Source organism: Arthrobacter globiformis, from assembly GCF_046536215.2.
Classification (GTDB): Bacteria; Actinomycetota; Actinomycetes; order Actinomycetales; family Micrococcaceae; genus Arthrobacter; species Arthrobacter globiformis_E.
Genome location: NZ_CM143421.1, coordinates 3,758,931 through 3,772,582 on the forward strand (window position 1 = coordinate 3,758,931; position 13,652 = coordinate 3,772,582).

11 protein-coding genes and 1 pseudogene are annotated in these 13,652 nt (G+C 68.1%); 5 read left to right on the forward strand and 7 right to left on the reverse strand.

The annotated features are described in order from the left end of the window. Positions 1–130 precede the first annotated feature (130 nt). From R5O87_RS16925 to R5O87_RS16935, 3 genes are read left to right on the forward strand one after another with little or no spacing between them, the layout of a single operon-like run. The gene (locus R5O87_RS16925) at positions 131–901 is read left to right on the forward strand and encodes an SDR family oxidoreductase (RefSeq protein WP_462836323.1); all 771 of its coding nucleotides are present in this window, start codon (positions 131–133) and stop codon (positions 899–901) included. Continuing rightward, positions 901–1,992 carry an L-idonate 5-dehydrogenase gene (locus R5O87_RS16930; RefSeq protein WP_462836324.1) on the forward strand — a complete coding sequence of 364 codons (1,092 nt, stop codon included), beginning with the start codon at positions 901–903 and terminating at the stop codon, positions 1,990–1,992. Before R5O87_RS16925 ends, R5O87_RS16930 begins: the two co-directional genes overlap by 1 nt. Before the next feature lie 18 nt (positions 1,993–2,010). Then, positions 2,011–2,544: a gluconokinase gene (locus R5O87_RS16935; protein WP_410556794.1), complete on the forward strand. Its 534-nt coding sequence runs from the start codon at positions 2,011–2,013 to the stop codon at positions 2,542–2,544. Between the two features lie 2 nt (positions 2,545–2,546). Here the strand turns inward: R5O87_RS16935 and R5O87_RS16940 are convergent, their stop codons facing one another. The 6 genes from R5O87_RS16940 to R5O87_RS16965 all read right to left on the reverse strand — a co-directional run bounded on the left by R5O87_RS16940 (position 2,547) and on the right by R5O87_RS16965 (position 9,291). Continuing rightward, positions 2,547–2,999 carry a hypothetical protein gene (locus R5O87_RS16940; RefSeq protein WP_410556795.1) on the reverse strand — a complete coding sequence of 151 codons (453 nt, stop codon included), beginning with the start codon at positions 2,997–2,999 and terminating at the stop codon, positions 2,547–2,549. 195 nt (positions 3,000–3,194) lie between these two features. Then, positions 3,195–4,604 (reverse strand): DUF3100 domain-containing protein, encoded by a 1,410-nt coding sequence (locus R5O87_RS16945; RefSeq protein WP_410556796.1) that lies wholly within the window; start codon positions 4,602–4,604, stop codon positions 3,195–3,197. After that, entirely contained in the window at positions 4,601–5,821 is a 1,221-nt protein-coding gene (locus R5O87_RS16950) for an amidohydrolase (protein ID WP_410556797.1), read from the reverse strand. Before R5O87_RS16950 ends, R5O87_RS16945 begins: the two co-directional genes overlap by 4 nt. Before the next feature lie 7 nt (positions 5,822–5,828). Next, positions 5,829–7,376: an aldehyde dehydrogenase family protein gene (locus R5O87_RS16955; RefSeq protein ID WP_410556798.1), complete on the reverse strand. Its 1,548-nt coding sequence runs from the start codon at positions 7,374–7,376 to the stop codon at positions 5,829–5,831. A 35-nt stretch (positions 7,377–7,411) separates the two neighbouring features. Continuing rightward, positions 7,412–8,344, reverse strand: a complete 933-nt coding sequence (locus tag R5O87_RS16960) for an NAD(P)-dependent oxidoreductase (protein WP_410556799.1) — start codon at positions 8,342–8,344, stop codon at positions 7,412–7,414. A gap of 53 nt (positions 8,345–8,397) precedes the next feature. Next, a complete protein-coding gene (locus tag R5O87_RS16965) occupies positions 8,398–9,291 on the reverse strand; it encodes a MurR/RpiR family transcriptional regulator (RefSeq protein WP_410556800.1) in 894 nt (297 codons plus the stop codon). A gap of 156 nt (positions 9,292–9,447) precedes the next feature. Between R5O87_RS16965 and R5O87_RS16970 the strand changes: the two genes are divergently transcribed. Together R5O87_RS16970 and R5O87_RS16975 are read left to right on the forward strand one after the other, a co-directional pair. Further along, entirely contained in the window at positions 9,448–10,086 is a 639-nt protein-coding gene (locus tag R5O87_RS16970) for a GOLPH3/VPS74 family protein (protein ID WP_410556801.1), read from the forward strand. A 155-nt stretch (positions 10,087–10,241) separates the two neighbouring features. Next, complete coding sequence (locus R5O87_RS16975; RefSeq protein ID WP_410556802.1) at positions 10,242–12,728, forward strand: sensor domain-containing protein; 2,487 nt, start codon at positions 10,242–10,244, stop codon at positions 12,726–12,728. Positions 12,729–12,767: 39 nt separating this feature from the next. Here R5O87_RS16975 and R5O87_RS16980 read toward each other — a convergent pair. Beyond that, a pseudogene (locus R5O87_RS16980) lies at positions 12,768–13,649 on the reverse strand (IS481 family transposase). Between the last annotated feature and the right edge of the window lie 3 nt (positions 13,650–13,652).

Sequence of the window (13,652 nt, forward strand, 5' to 3'; positions counted from 1 at the left end):
CACAAGTGTACGTTCGCGCAAAACTGTGCCCGGGCCGGGTGACACAGGACCGACGACGGCGACACAGGACCGACGACAAAGAACAACCATTGCGCGCACTGCGCAGACCGCGGCGAAGGAGCTGCTCTTCATGACTTCACTTTTTGATTTGACCGGGCGGGTTGCTTTGGTGACGGGTTCGAGCCGGGGGATTGGTAATGCGTTGGCGCGGGCGTTGGCGGATGCTGGTGCGACGGTGGTGTTGAACGGTGTGAATGCTGAGCGGTTGAAGGCTGCGGAGGCGGCGATGGCGGGGGAGTGCGCGCCGGGCCGGGTGCACAGTGTGGCGTTTGATGTCACGGATGATGCCGCGGCCGCGGCGGGTGTGGCCTGGGTCGAGGAGCATGTGGGTCCGCTGGAGATCCTGGTGAACAATGCCGGGATCCAGCACCGGGTGCCGATGCTGGATCTGGACGTGAAGGACTGGGAGCGGGTGATTTCCACGGACCTGACCAGCGCGTTCCTGGTGGGCCGGGAGGCGGCCCGGCACATGATCGGCCGGGGTCACGGGAAGATCATCAATATCTGTTCGGTGCAGACGGATCTGGCCCGGCCCACGATCGCCCCGTATGTGGCGGCGAAGGGCGGGTTGCGGAACCTGACCCGGGCGATGACCGCGGAATGGGCGGGGTCGGGGTTGCAGATCAACGGGATCGCGCCGGGGTATATCCATACCGAGATGACGCAGAATCTGGTGGATGATGAGCAGTTCAATGCCTGGATCCTGGGCCGGACCCCGGCCGCCCGGTGGGGCACGGTGCAGGATTTGGCCGGCCCGGCGGTGTGGCTGGCCTCGTCCGGGTCTGATTTTGTGAACGGGCAGACAATCTTTATCGATGGCGGAATGACGGTGGTGGTCTGATGACACACACGGGAACAACAGCAGCAGCAGCGGAAACCGAGCTTCCGGTGTCCGGTCCCGCCGTCGTGGCGCATGCGAAGGGGGATTTGCGGGTTGATGAGCTGCCGCTGCAGGCCCCGGGGCCGGATGAGGCCGTGGTCGAGGTGCTGTACGGGGGGATTTGCGGGTCGGACCTGCATTACTGGCTGCACGGCGCGGCCGGGGAGTCGATCCTGAAGGCGCCCCTGGTGCTGGGGCACGAGATCAGCGGCCGGGTGGTCAGGGCCGCCGGGAACGGTGCGGGCCCGGTGGCGGGGACGCCGGTGGCGGTGCATCCTGCCACCCCGGGACCGGGTGAGGGTCCGGACGCGCCGCGGTATCCGGCGGAGCGGCCGAACCTGTCCCCGGGCTGCACCTACCTGGGCTCCGCGGCGCGGTATCCGCACACGGACGGGGCGTTCAGCCGGTACGTGAACCTCCCGGTCAGGATGCTCCGGCCCCTCCCGGAAACCCTGGACCTGCGCACCGCGGCGCTGATCGAACCCGCGTCCGTGGCGTGGCATGCCGTGGCCCGGGCCGGGGACGTGGCCGGCAAAACCGCCCTGGTCATCGGCAGTGGCCCGATCGGGGCGCTGGCCGTCGCGGTCCTGAAGCGTGCCGGCGCGGCCCGGATCGTCGCCGTCGACATGCATGAAAAGCCGCTGGAAATCGCCACCGCCGTGGGCGCGGACGAGGTCCTGACCGCCACCGACGCCGACGCGATCGCCAGGGTCCAGGCCGACGTCGTGATCGAGTCCTCGGGGAACCACCACGGCCTGGCCTCCGCGATCCAGGGCGCTGCCCGGGGCGGGACCGTGGTCATGGTCGGGCTGCTGCCCACCGGCGCCCAGCCGGTCCTGATCTCCCTGGCCATCACCCGGGAACTGGACCTCAAAGGCTCGTTCCGGTTCAACGACGAAATCGACGAGGTCATCACCGCCCTCGCCGACGGCACCCTCAGCATCGGCCCGGTCATCACCCACGACTACCCCGTCACCGACGCCCTCGAAGCCTTCGACATCGCCCGCAACTCCGCCCAATCAGGCAAAGTCCTCCTCAACTTCGCCGGCTGAAAGTTTGGAAGGGACATCATGATCACGAACCTGCCGCCCCTGGTTGTCATGGGCGTCTCCGGCTGCGGAAAGTCGACCGTCGGTGCGCTGCTGAGCGAGCGCCTGGGCGTGCCCTTCTTCGACGGGGACGACTTCCATCCGGCCGCCAACAAGGCCAAGATGGCAAGCGGCACACCGCTGAACGACGAGGACAGGGCACCATGGCTCGCCGAGATCGGTGCCGCGCTGGCAACGCCCGCCGAGGGAGAGGCCACGCGCATCATCGCCTGCTCGGCGCTCAAGCGAAGCTACCGGGACCTCCTGCGCAGCTTCGCCCCTGGCCTTGTATTCATCCACCTCTCCGGCGAGGCCGCCACCATCTCGGACCGGATCAGCGGCCGGGCCCACGAGTACATGCCCAGCAGCCTCCTGGCGTCGCAGTTTGCCACGCTGGAGCCGCTGGGTGCCGATGAGGCGCATATTCCCGTGGACATCCTCGGCGATCCGGCATCGCTGGTGGACGGCATCGTCCGCGAGCTGGAACAGCGCGGGCTGGAACTGAACCGCGTCTGACCCTACCTCTGGGGCTGGATTCCGTTCCCGGCGCCCTTGGCGAGGTCCACCTCGGTGTTGATGATTTCCGCGGAGCACTGGAACTGGACGCTGCAGCTTTGCAGCACGATGGTGGCCGCTGCCGTGCCCTCGTTGAATGCCATCAGGTTGGGAACCACCCGGATGGTGACGGTCTGCGCCTTCCGGGTGCAGTTGAGCTCCGCGTTTCCGATGCCGCCGGCGATCCGTCCGTCACTGACTCTTTGGGTCAGCTGGATGACCGGTACTGCGGTAACCAGGGCGGGGTCGGTGTCGCAGACGAAGGTGACGGGAATGTCGACGGCGGCGCCGTCGGCGACGAGGATTCCGGGCCCGGCGCTGACGAGCGTAGCGGGGGCTGCGTGGGCCGGGGCGGCGATGCCCATGAGGCCGGCCGCGAGTGCGACGGCGGCGAGGCGGCTTCTGGTGCCTAACATCAGGTTCTCCCTTGGATAAAGGGTGCAGTGGATTGATACTGCCAAACGTCCGCGCGGCCGAAAGTCCGGCTGGCCGCACAATACGCACGTATTTGGTGCGCTGACAAGAGCCAAAAACAAAGGGAAACGGACGACGGCGGGAGGTCCCGCCGTCGTCCGCTTCCTTTTGCGCGTTATGGGCTGAGTGCCAATGCCTTAGTGCCACAGACCGAGGGCGAACTCGGCGATCACCGTGGACAGCAGGAACGAGGCGGTGACCGCGACCAGGCCCACCGGGATGATCTTCCAGCCGATGTTTTTCAGCAGCGGGATGTCCTTGCCCAGGGACAGGCCGGCGAGCGTCAGCATGACCGTGGCGATCGAGAGGAAGTCGACCGACTTGATGGGGCCGTTCAGCGCGGCGGCGCCGAAGAACCACGGGCTGGAGATGTAGGCGCCGATGGTGGTGATGTAGACGATGGCCGAGATTTTCTTGGTGAGCTTGGCCAGGGCAATGCTGACCAGGACGAGGGCCAGCATGATGGCGTAGCCGAGGACGATGGTCAGGCTGAAGCCCTTGGCTGCGATCGAGGCCGTGCCGATTCCGAGGACGGTCAGGACCGAGAGGGACAGCCACAGCGGCAGGTGGATGGCCGCCGAGGACTCGGCCACCCGTTCGCGGAACCGGCGGTTCTCCTCGGCCTGGGCTGCTTCCCGGGCGGTGTCTGTGCTGCCGGCTCCGGCGGCGGCGCCGCCGAGCTCCGCGTCCGCATGCTGGGCCGGGGCGCCGGCCGTAACCGCAGCCTCTTCCCGGGTGTGTTTGCGGGTAAGGACCCGGTAGAAACGGTCGGCCAGGGGCAGGGCCAGGTAGATGCCGACGTAGACACCCAGGATCGTGGTGATCAGGTTGGAGATGGCCGCCATGCCGAGGATGGCCTCCTGGTCACCGGGGTAGGCGGCGATGATGCTGGCGGAGGAGGCCGCCATCATGGACCCGGATCCCACGCCGGCACCCATGGCGAGGGCCAGGGGGTCGAAGATCCGCCAGTTGGAGATCAGGGACGTCAGCAGCGTGATGTATACGGCGCCGAACAGGGTGCCGAAAACGTACATGGCCAGGACGCCGCGGTACTGGTCGGAGTCGGGGCCGTACTTTTCGGAGACCATGGCGAAGGACGGTTCGCGGTCAAGCGAGAACGTGGCGCCGACGGTCGCCTTGCCCATGCGGAGCAGCACGGCCAGCGGGAGGGCCAGTGCAATGGTGCCCAGCAGGTGGCCCACCTCCTGCAGCAGCAGCGCCGGGCCGGCCTTGAGCAGGGTGGGAAGGCTGGGACCGATGTTGAACGCCAGCCTGGCCACCAGGAGCAGCACGGCCACGCCGACCAGTGCGGCGGCGACCCGCTGCAGGTCCAGGCCCAGCGGCTTGAACTTCTGGACGGAGACCAGCAGGCCGAGGATGAGGCCCCAGACCATGGGGAAGATGACGATCGCGCCGATGCCGACGTCGATCTTGGCCTGGCCGATCAGCTGGACTGCCAGCGCAATGACGAAGGCCAGCGCGGCGATGGGAAGCGTGAGCCTTGTACCGGCCTTGTCTGTCCGCGCGGGTGTAGTGCTGGTGCTCATGGTGTGCCTTCCTGTGTGACCGTCTGACGGCGGTAAGCCGCTTTGATCAGGCGTGCCCTTTCGGTGGGGGTGGTGGCCGCGGCCGCGACGGTCCAGGCCAGCGCGGTGGCTGCCTCGAACATCACGGCGTAGGCCTCCGGGGAGTCTGCCAGTGCGGCAAAGGCGTGCGAGTGTATGGGGACGTCCGCGCCGGGGATGCTCAGCCAGGGATGCAGGCTCGGGATGACCTGGGAGATGTTGCCCATGTCCGTGGAGCCGCCGCTGATGCCGGCCGAGGGCGAGGTGTCCTTGCCGAACACGTCCATGGCCTCGGTCCAGTGGGCCGCCAGGGCATCGTCCTGGATCAGTGGTTCGTAGAGCGGTTCCGTGTCCTCGAAGGCCAGCGTGGCGCCGGTGGCGAGGGCGGCCCCTTCGAAGCAGCGGCGGACGCGTTCCAGCAGCGTTTCGAATTCCTTCAGTGTGAAGGCGCGGCATTCGAACTCCACCACGGCCCGCTCCGGAATGATGTTGGTGACGTGTCCGCCCTCTGCGACGTACATGGCGATGCGGTGGTCGCCGGGGATCTGCTGGCGCAGCAACCCGACGGCCACCTGGCTCAGCACTGCGGCGTCGGCGGCGTTCACACCCTGGTGCGGGGCGGCGGCCGCATGGGCTGCCTTGCCGGTGAAGACCGCCCGGTACCGGCCCACGGCCTGGGCGCTGGTGCCCGCGGGGTTGTAGGTCACCCCCTCCTGGACGGGATGGACCATGAGGGCGAGGCTGACACCGTCGAATGCGCCGCGTTCCAGCAGCAGCGCCTTGCCGCCGCCGTGTTCCTCGGCGGGTGTTCCGATGGTCTTCAGGGTGATGCCCAGCTCGTCGACATGCGGCCGCAGCGCGAGGGCGGCCGCCACGGAGGCGCCGGCGATCAGGTTGTGGCCGCAGGCATGGCCGATGTCCGGCAATGCGTCGTATTCCACGCACAGGGCCACGGTCAGGTCGCCGCTGCCGGCGGTGGCGGTGAACGCCGTGGGGAGGTCCCCGGTGCCGCGTTCCACCTCGAAGCCGCCCTCGGCCAGCAGGTCCGCTGCCGCGCCGGCCGAGTGGACCTCCTCGAAGGACACCTCCTTGAGGGCGTGGATCTGCTGCGCCATGGCCAGGGCCCGCGGTTTCCAGGCGGTGACGCCCTCGGCGAGGGCGGTGCGGATGCTGGCTGTTTCTGTCGGTTCCATGAACATGCCTGCCCTAGTAGGAGAGGGACGGGAAAGGGGCGCCTGCTGCACGCGTCGGCACCCAGATGGCCTTGGTCTGCGTGTACTCGTCCAGGACGCCGGGGCCGGAGGACCGGCCGTGGCCGGAGTCGCCGAAGCCGCCGAACGGAACGGCCACGTGGATGGTTTTGTAGGAGTTGATCCAGAATGTGCCGGCCTTCACCTGGCGTGCCACGTGGTGGGCGCGGGAAACGTCGGAGGTCCACACGGCGCCGGCCAGGCCGAAGTTCGTGTTGTTGGCCCGGGCAATGGCCTCGGCCTCCGTGTCGAAGGCATCAGCCCCGACGACGGGCCCGAAGACCTCCGTGGTTTCGAGGCGGTTCTGCGGCGTCACGCCGTCGAGCAGGGTGGGCATCACCCAGTGGCCGCCGGCGAGGGCTGACCCGGCCAGGGCGTCGGGGAGCGCTGCGCCCGTGACCCGGCGTCCGCCGTCGTTCATTCCCGCCTCGATGAGCGAGGTGACGGTGGCGAACTGCTGCGCAGTGATGATGGGGCCCACCTCGGTGTCCGCGCTCAGCGGGTCGCCGACGCGCAGCCGGGCTGCCTTGTTGGCCACCAGCTCCACGAACCGGGCATGCACGCTGCGCTCCACCAGGAGCCGCGATCCGGCCACGCAGGACTGCCCGGCACCCGAGAAGATCGCCGCGATGGCGCCGTCGGCCGCGCGTTCCAGATCGGCGTCCGCGAAGACGATGTTGGCGCTCTTGCCGCCGAGTTCCAGCAGCGCGGGGATGCCGGCCTGCGCGGCGGCGACCGCCACCCGGCGGCCGGTGGGGACGGAGCCGATGAAGCTGACCTTGCCGACGCGCCGGTCGCTGGTGAGGGCCGCGCCCACGGTCTGTCCCAGCCCGGCCGCGACGTTGAACACGCCTGCGGGCAGGCCGGCCTCGTGGGCAAGCTGGGCGAGGCGGATGGAGGAGGCGGGCGTGAATTCGCTGGGCTTGATGATCACCGCGTTGCCGGCTGCCAGCGGCGCGGCGGAGTTCCAGCCGGCGGTGAACAGGGGTGCGTTCCACGGGGTGATGGCGACGACGACGCCCCAGGGGACGCGTTCGGTGTAGGTGTGCCAGGGGCCGGGAACGGGAATGGTCTGGCCGGTCAGTTTGTCCGCCCAGCCGGCGTAGTAGCCGAACATCTCGGCGACCTTCGCGGCCTCCACCCGGGCGTCGCGGATGGGCTTTCCGGTGGTGGCCGATTCGAGGATGGCCAGTTCCTCGGCGTGCGCTTCAACTGTGCGGCTGACGTTGCGGAGGATGGCTGCTCGTTCGAAGCCGTTGAGTTCACCCCAGATTTTGGCCCCTGCGACTGAGCTTTCCAGGAGGGCGTTGGCGCCCTCGGCGCCTGGGTCGGCGTAGGTGGCGAACGGTTCGCCGGTCGCGGCGGCGGTGAGCGTGATGTTCTCGCCGCTGCCGGGGACGGTCCTGCCGTCAAGGAATGCTCCGAGGCCGGCGGGGAATGCTGCGTCCAGGACGGCGCGGGCGGTGGCCGCTGACGAGGAGGTGGGTGCTGTGGCGGTGCTCATTGTGGTGATCCTCTGGTTGGTCTTGTTGGGGCCGCTCAGGCGACGGCGGTGGTGTCGTTTTTGGTGTTTGTGCTGCCGGGTGCGCCGGCTGGGGTGATGGCCGGGGCCACGGTCCGCGCGATTTCGGTGAAATCCGCGCGTGGGCCGAGGGCAGCCAGGGCGTCCTGCCATTGGCCGGCGACGGCGGTCAGCAAGGCCGGATTTTCGCCGATCCGGGCGGCGACGTCCACGGCGAGGGCGGCGTCGCGTGCCATCAGCCCCAGCGAGAAACCGGAGTCATGGGTTCCGGAGAGCACCCAGTTGGGGTACATGTTCGCGGAGACCTTGCTGCCGCCGGAGGCGTCGCTGATGCTGGCCGCCGCCTTGGCGGGATCGATGCCGTACGCCTTGGCGACGCCCAGGGCCTCTCCTACCGAGACCAGGTTGGCCGCCGCCAGGACGTTGTTGAGGAGCTTGACGACGTTGCCGCTGCCGGGGCCGCCGATGTGGTTGTACTTGCCGCCGGTGAGTGCCAGCAGGACGGGTTCGGCGGCGGCAAGCGCGGCGTCGGTTGCTCCGACGAAGGCGCTGAGCGTGCCCGTTGCTGCGCCGTCGCGCCCGCCGGAGACCGGAGCATCCACGAACGCTGCGCCCTGGGCTTCTGCGAGTTCGGCCATCTGCTTGCTCGTTGCCGGTTCGGAGGTGGTGGTGTCGATGATCGCGACGCTTCCCGGTGCCGCCAGGAGCTGCGGCACGGTTGCTTCAACGACGGTCGCGGCGGGCAGCGAGAGCACCGCATAGGGGGTTCCGGCGAGGTCTTCCACGCTGGCGGTGGTGGCGATGCCGGCGCCGGCCGCGGCGGTGCGTGCTGCCTCGGAGGGGTCGAAACCGGTGACTTGCCAGCCTGCCTTGTGGAGCGTGGCGGCCATCGCCCCGCCCATGGAGCCGAGGCCGATGACGGCGACGCGGCGTTCGGTGCTGGTGTTCATAAAGTTGCTCCTTGAAGAGAACGAGTGGGGGGTGCGGTTACGGGTGCCGCCGGTCAGTCGAGGTAGATGTCGAGGTCTTTCCAGAGCTGCTGCGTGCGGCGGATGGCTGCGCGGCTGCGCTCGGGGTGCGCTGCCTCCATGCCTGCGAGCAGGCCGTAGACCAGTGAGTTTGCGGCGGTGACGGACTGGAAGAAGGAGATGCCCTCCGACGCCACCACCAGGAGGTGGTCGGCGACGGCTGCCAGGCGGCCGCGGCGCATGTCGCTGATGGCGATGACCTTGGCGCCAGCCTGCTTCGCGGCTTCGGCGGTGACGATGATCTGCCGCATGGAGCGCCACATGTTGATGACCACCAGGACGTCGCCGGGCCCGAGGGCGTTGGCGCTGGAGGCGAGGTGAACCGCGCCGCGGTTCTCGAGGGTGATGGGGTAACCCATGGTGGAGCCCAGGTGGGCCATCACGCTGGCGGGTCCGGCGAACGAGCCCAGCCCCAGGACGATGATGGACTTGGCCGCGGCCATGGTGGCGATGGCTGCCTCGGCGTCGTCGGCCGTGTTGGAGTCCAGCGTCAGGCGGAGGTTCTCGATGTCGTGGTTGAGCGCGTCATGCAGGGGACTGCGGTGTTCCCCGTGTTCCGTCAGGGTGTCCTCGGTGGAGATCATCACCAGGTAGCGGGACCGCAGTTCCCGCTGCAGGTCCGGCCAGCCCCGGTAGCCCAGGTGCTGCGCCGCGCGGACCACCGTCGAGTTGTTGACGTCGGCACGTTGGGCTATCTCGGCGATGTCCGCATACGAGGACAGCTGCGGGTTGCGCGCAATAACATCGACCACCCGGCTCTGGGCCTTGGACAGCGCAACGTCCGGAAGCGCGTCGCCGAGCCATGCATGGGAGGAAGGGGCAGCGCCGGTTCCGGTGCTGGCTTCCAGTCCGGCGGTGTTGGGGTTCACGACAGGCCTCTTTCTGTTGGCAGAGTCTGTGGCGTGCGCGGGTTCTGTAACCCGGATCACTCTGCAAGGGCGATTGCATTAAATGTACTCTGCAATTTCGTTTGCGGGAAGTGTTTGTCCATTGCAGCGGTGGCTGGAGCGCGCGACCATGAGGGTATGAGCACCGAAATACCGGGCGCCGGGGAGCTGAACCTGCCACAGGCGTTCCTTCTGCTGGCGACGAAAGAGAAGGACGGGGAGCCGGAAGTGCCGCCGAGCGTCCTCAAGGCCGCACTGTCCGGCGCCATCCTGGCCGAGCTTGACCTGCTGGGCGCAATCCAGCTGCAGGGGAAGTACGTGCGGGCCACGGGAGCCCCGCCGCAATCGGACTTCCTGCACCAGTGGGAGCTGATCCACGACAAGTCCCGCCCGCACAGCCCGCGGCGCTGGGTTGCCATGCTGGAAAGCCGGGCCGAACTGCACCGGGTCTATGAGGGGATGGCCGCTCTCGGCATCGTGACCCACGTGGGCGAAAAGCACCTCGGCGTCTTCAGGACCACGCGCTATCCGGAGAAGGACCATGCTCCGGAAGCGGCACTTTTGGCGAGGATCGAAAGCATACTCAACGGATCGGCGTCGGACGCCAGAACCGCCGCGCTGATTGGCCTGCTGCACGCGGCAGGGCTGATGGACAAGCTTTTCCCGGGGGCGGGACCTGCCCGGCTCCGGGAATTGGCCGGTGACCATTGGCCTTCCCGTGCGGTCCGGGATGAGCTGCGCATGATCCGGCTCGCGGAGGCGGAGGCCGCCACGTAGCGGAAACTCTTGCAGGAACCCCGTCCTGCTGATTTACTTCGTGCACGGTTCCCTAAGCAAACGGGTCCGCTTCTTAGTGCGTCTTGACCGCGCTGCCATCTGGGGGAGCACCTGTCGGAGGGGTTATGGCTGGGGAACATCGCGACGATTTAGTCATGCAGTCGCTGCTGCTGGACGAGATCGGCCAGTCGGTCATCGGCATGGACGGCGACTGGCGCATCACGTACTGGAACCGCGCGTCGGAGCGTTTGTACGGGCTGGGCCCGGACAAGGCGCTGGGACGGAAGATCAGTGACCTGGGCATCGTGGACGGCTCCAAGGAGCGGGGCCAGGCTGCGACGGATTTGGAAATTGCCCACAGGATCGCCCGCGGCGGGGACTGGGCCGGCGAGCTGTGGGTGCGCCACAGCACCGGCCGGGAATTTCCGGTCCACGCGACCGTCAGCCGGATCAGGGGACGGCACACGGTGCCCGTGGCAGTCGTGGCGATTTCAAAGGACATTACCGACCGCAAGCACACCGAGGCCATCCTGCGCCGGCTCTCGGCCATGGTCGAATCCTCCGGCGATGCCATCATCGGCGCCGACCTCACCGGCAAGATCACCAGCTGGAACGCGGGTGCAGCGAGGATGCTCGGCTGGACCTCGTGGGAGGCTGTGGGACACAGCCATGGGCTGGTGACGGCCGACGACGGCGCCTACTTTGGCACGGACGTCACCTCCCGTTCGGGGAGCGGGGCGTTCGTCACGGGTGTGGAGGCCCGCTGGCGCTGCAAGGACGGGTCGGTGATCGACGTCGAACTGACCGTGTCTCCCGTCTACGACCAGGACGGCATCCGGGTGGGCGCGTCGGCCATCGCCAGGGACGTCACGGAGATCCAGCGCCTGAAAGCGGCGGCCGAAGCAGAACGCGAGCGGCTGCTGGCAGCCCAGGAGATGGCCCACGTTGGCAGCGTCGAGCACACGGTGGCCACCGGCGAGACGTGGCATTCGGAGGAATTCGACCGGATCCTCGGAATGCCGGCAGACGGGCCGAAGGACAGGGAAACCATCCTGGCGCGGACGCACCCGGAGGACCGGAACCGTGTCCGCGACGTGTGGGAGAGCCTGGACCGCGGGCTTGGCTTCGCAGACTTCGAGTACCGGATCATCCGGCCCACCGGCGAAGAGCGGTGGCTGCACTCACGCATCCGGAGCATGAAGGGTGCCGACGGCAGGCCGATCCGGTTCTTGGACACCGTCCTGGACATCACCGACCGGAAGAACGCGGAACAGATCCTGGAGTGGCAGGCGCGCCACGACGCCCTGACCGGCCTGCCGAACAGGTACATGGTGACCGAGGTCCTGCAGGGGTTCCTGGACCGGACCGCCCGTCCGGTGGTGATGTTCGTCGACGTCGACCGGTTCAAACTGATCAACGACGGCATCGGCCACGGCGCCGGCGACCAGATTCTGGTGCAGCTGGGGGAGCGGCTGAAGGCCTCCGTCCGCGACACCGACACGGTGGGCCGGTTTGGCGGCGACGAATTCGTGGTGATCTGCGAGAACCTGCAGATGAGCGGGGCCCAGGCCGTGGCCGAACGGATCCGGGCTGCGACCCGGCAGCCGTTCGACGTGGATGGCCGGCAGATCTACCTCAATGTCAGCGTGGGCATCGCCTTGGCGGACGGGGAGGACACCGCGGAATCGATGCTGCAGGGGGCCGACGCCGCCATGTACCGGGCCAAATCCGCGGGCGGGGATTCGTCCGCGATCTATGACGTGCGCATGACAGGACGGGCCACCGGGCGCCTGGACCTCGAGTCAGACCTGCGGCTGGCGCTGGAGCGCAACGAGCTGACCCTGAACTACCAGCCGATCATCGACGTTTCCACGGAGGGCGCCGTGGGCTTCGAGGCGCTGCTGCGCTGGCACCACCACGAGCACGGCCCGATCATGCCTGACGCCTTCATTCCCATTGCCGAGGAGACGGGCCTGATCCTGCCGATCGGCACCTGGGTGCTCCGCGAGGCGCTGCGCACGGTGCAGCAATGGCGCACGCAGGTCCCGGGGGCGGAGAACTTCACCGCGGCGGTCAACATCTCCGGCCGCCAGCTCGTGGCCGGCGACTTTCCCGACGTCGTGGAGGCGGCCATCCGCGACACCGGCATCGACCCGGCCGCCGTCCATCTGGAAATCACCGAGACTGTGCTCATGGACCAGCCGGACCTGCCCAAGGAAACCCTGCAGCGGCTGGCCCGCCTGGGCGTGGGCCTGTCCATCGACGACTTCGGCACCGGCTACTCATCGCTCAGCTACCTCAAGTGGCTCTCGGCCCGGACCCTCAAGATCGACCGCACCTTCGTCGAGGAACTGGGGACCGATCCGCACGGGGCCACGATCATCGAGCTGGTCCTCGGCATGGCGGAGAGCCTGCGGCTGGATGTGGTGGCCGAAGGCGTGGAAACTGCCGTCCAGCTGAGCGAACTCCGCCGCCTGGGTGTGCGCCTCGCCCAGGGCTACCTCTGGAGCAAGCCCCTGCCCGCCGAGCGGATCCCGGCCTGGCTGAAGTCCCACCCGGCCAGGCTCCCCACTTCCGCCCAGGCCACCGCGCGGATGGCTGCAGCCCTGACCGCGGGGGAGCCGCTGCCCCGCGTCGGGTAACCCCCTCTCCGGTTCCGAGTTTTGTTCAGATAATGGCCGCTAAATGGACTGCCCGGGGACGTTGTTCAATCGTGAGAAGGGCGGCTGGTTCCCGCAGGCCGTGTGGGGCCGATGCTGGTTGTACTGATGGAGCCAGCTGGGGAGCGCGTCGCGGCGTTCTTGCTCGCTGGCGTAGCAGCGGGCGTAGGCCCACCCGTCGGCCATCGTGCGGTGGAAGCGCTCCACCTTCCCGTTCGTCTGTGGTCGGCATGGGCGGGTGAACTTCGGGCGGATCGACAGGGCCTCGCACGTGTCGCGCCACAGGTAAGACCGATATGCGCCGCCGTTGTCGGATAGGACCCGCTCGATGGTGACCCCACGCTCGGCGAACCACCCGACGGCCCGGCGTAGGACGCCGACGGCGGTTACTGCTGTCTCGTCATCGTGGATCTCGGTTGTAGGCTACGCGGGAGTGGTCGTCGATGACCGTGTGCACGAACGCGTAGCCGAGCTTGGGGTTGTTCCACTTGCTCTTCGGCTTGTCCGGGATAGCTGAGGGGTTCTTCTCGCCTTGGCGGCGGCCGACATGCCGCCAGCCGCCGCCGTCGGTTCAGGTGCGCCAATCGCAGTATGCGGTGGACCGTTGATGGGGCGATCCCGAGCCGCGCGGCGAGCTGGACCGGCCCTTCCCTCAGCCGCATGCGTAGGCTCACGCAGCGCCTCGTCACCGGTTTGCTCGTCTTGTTCGGCGAGGTCTTCGGGCGTGACGAGCGGTCGTGCATAGGCTCGCCAGCGAGGTACCGGTCGACCCAAACGTTTGACCGTGGGCCAGGAGACTTGGAAGCGGGCAGCGACTTCGCTGATCGGCCAGCTTTCTTCGACGACGAGCTGGGCGACCTTGAGTCGATGGCGGGGCGTGAGTGCGGCGTTTTGGTGCGACATGGC

Coding starts and splice junctions, on each gene's coding strand:
- R5O87_RS16925 (WP_462836323.1), top strand. CDS start 131: ATGACTTCACTTTTTGATTTGACCGGGCGGGTTGCTTTGGTGACGGGT.
- R5O87_RS16930 (WP_462836324.1), top strand. CDS start 901: ATGACACACACGGGAACAACAGCAGCAGCAGCGGAAACCGAGCTTCCG.
- R5O87_RS16935 (WP_410556794.1), top strand. CDS start 2,011: ATGATCACGAACCTGCCGCCCCTGGTTGTCATGGGCGTCTCCGGCTGC.
- R5O87_RS16940 (WP_410556795.1), bottom strand. CDS start 2,999: ATGTTAGGCACCAGAAGCCGCCTCGCCGCCGTCGCACTCGCGGCCGGC.
- R5O87_RS16945 (WP_410556796.1), bottom strand. CDS start 4,604: ATGAGCACCAGCACTACACCCGCGCGGACAGACAAGGCCGGTACAAGG.
- R5O87_RS16950 (WP_410556797.1), bottom strand. CDS start 5,821: ATGTTCATGGAACCGACAGAAACAGCCAGCATCCGCACCGCCCTCGCC.
- R5O87_RS16955 (WP_410556798.1), bottom strand. CDS start 7,376: ATGAGCACCGCCACAGCACCCACCTCCTCGTCAGCGGCCACCGCCCGC.
- R5O87_RS16960 (WP_410556799.1), bottom strand. CDS start 8,344: ATGAACACCAGCACCGAACGCCGCGTCGCCGTCATCGGCCTCGGCTCC.
- R5O87_RS16970 (WP_410556801.1), top strand. CDS start 9,448: ATGAGCACCGAAATACCGGGCGCCGGGGAGCTGAACCTGCCACAGGCG.
- R5O87_RS16975 (WP_410556802.1), top strand. CDS start 10,242: ATGCAGTCGCTGCTGCTGGACGAGATCGGCCAGTCGGTCATCGGCATG.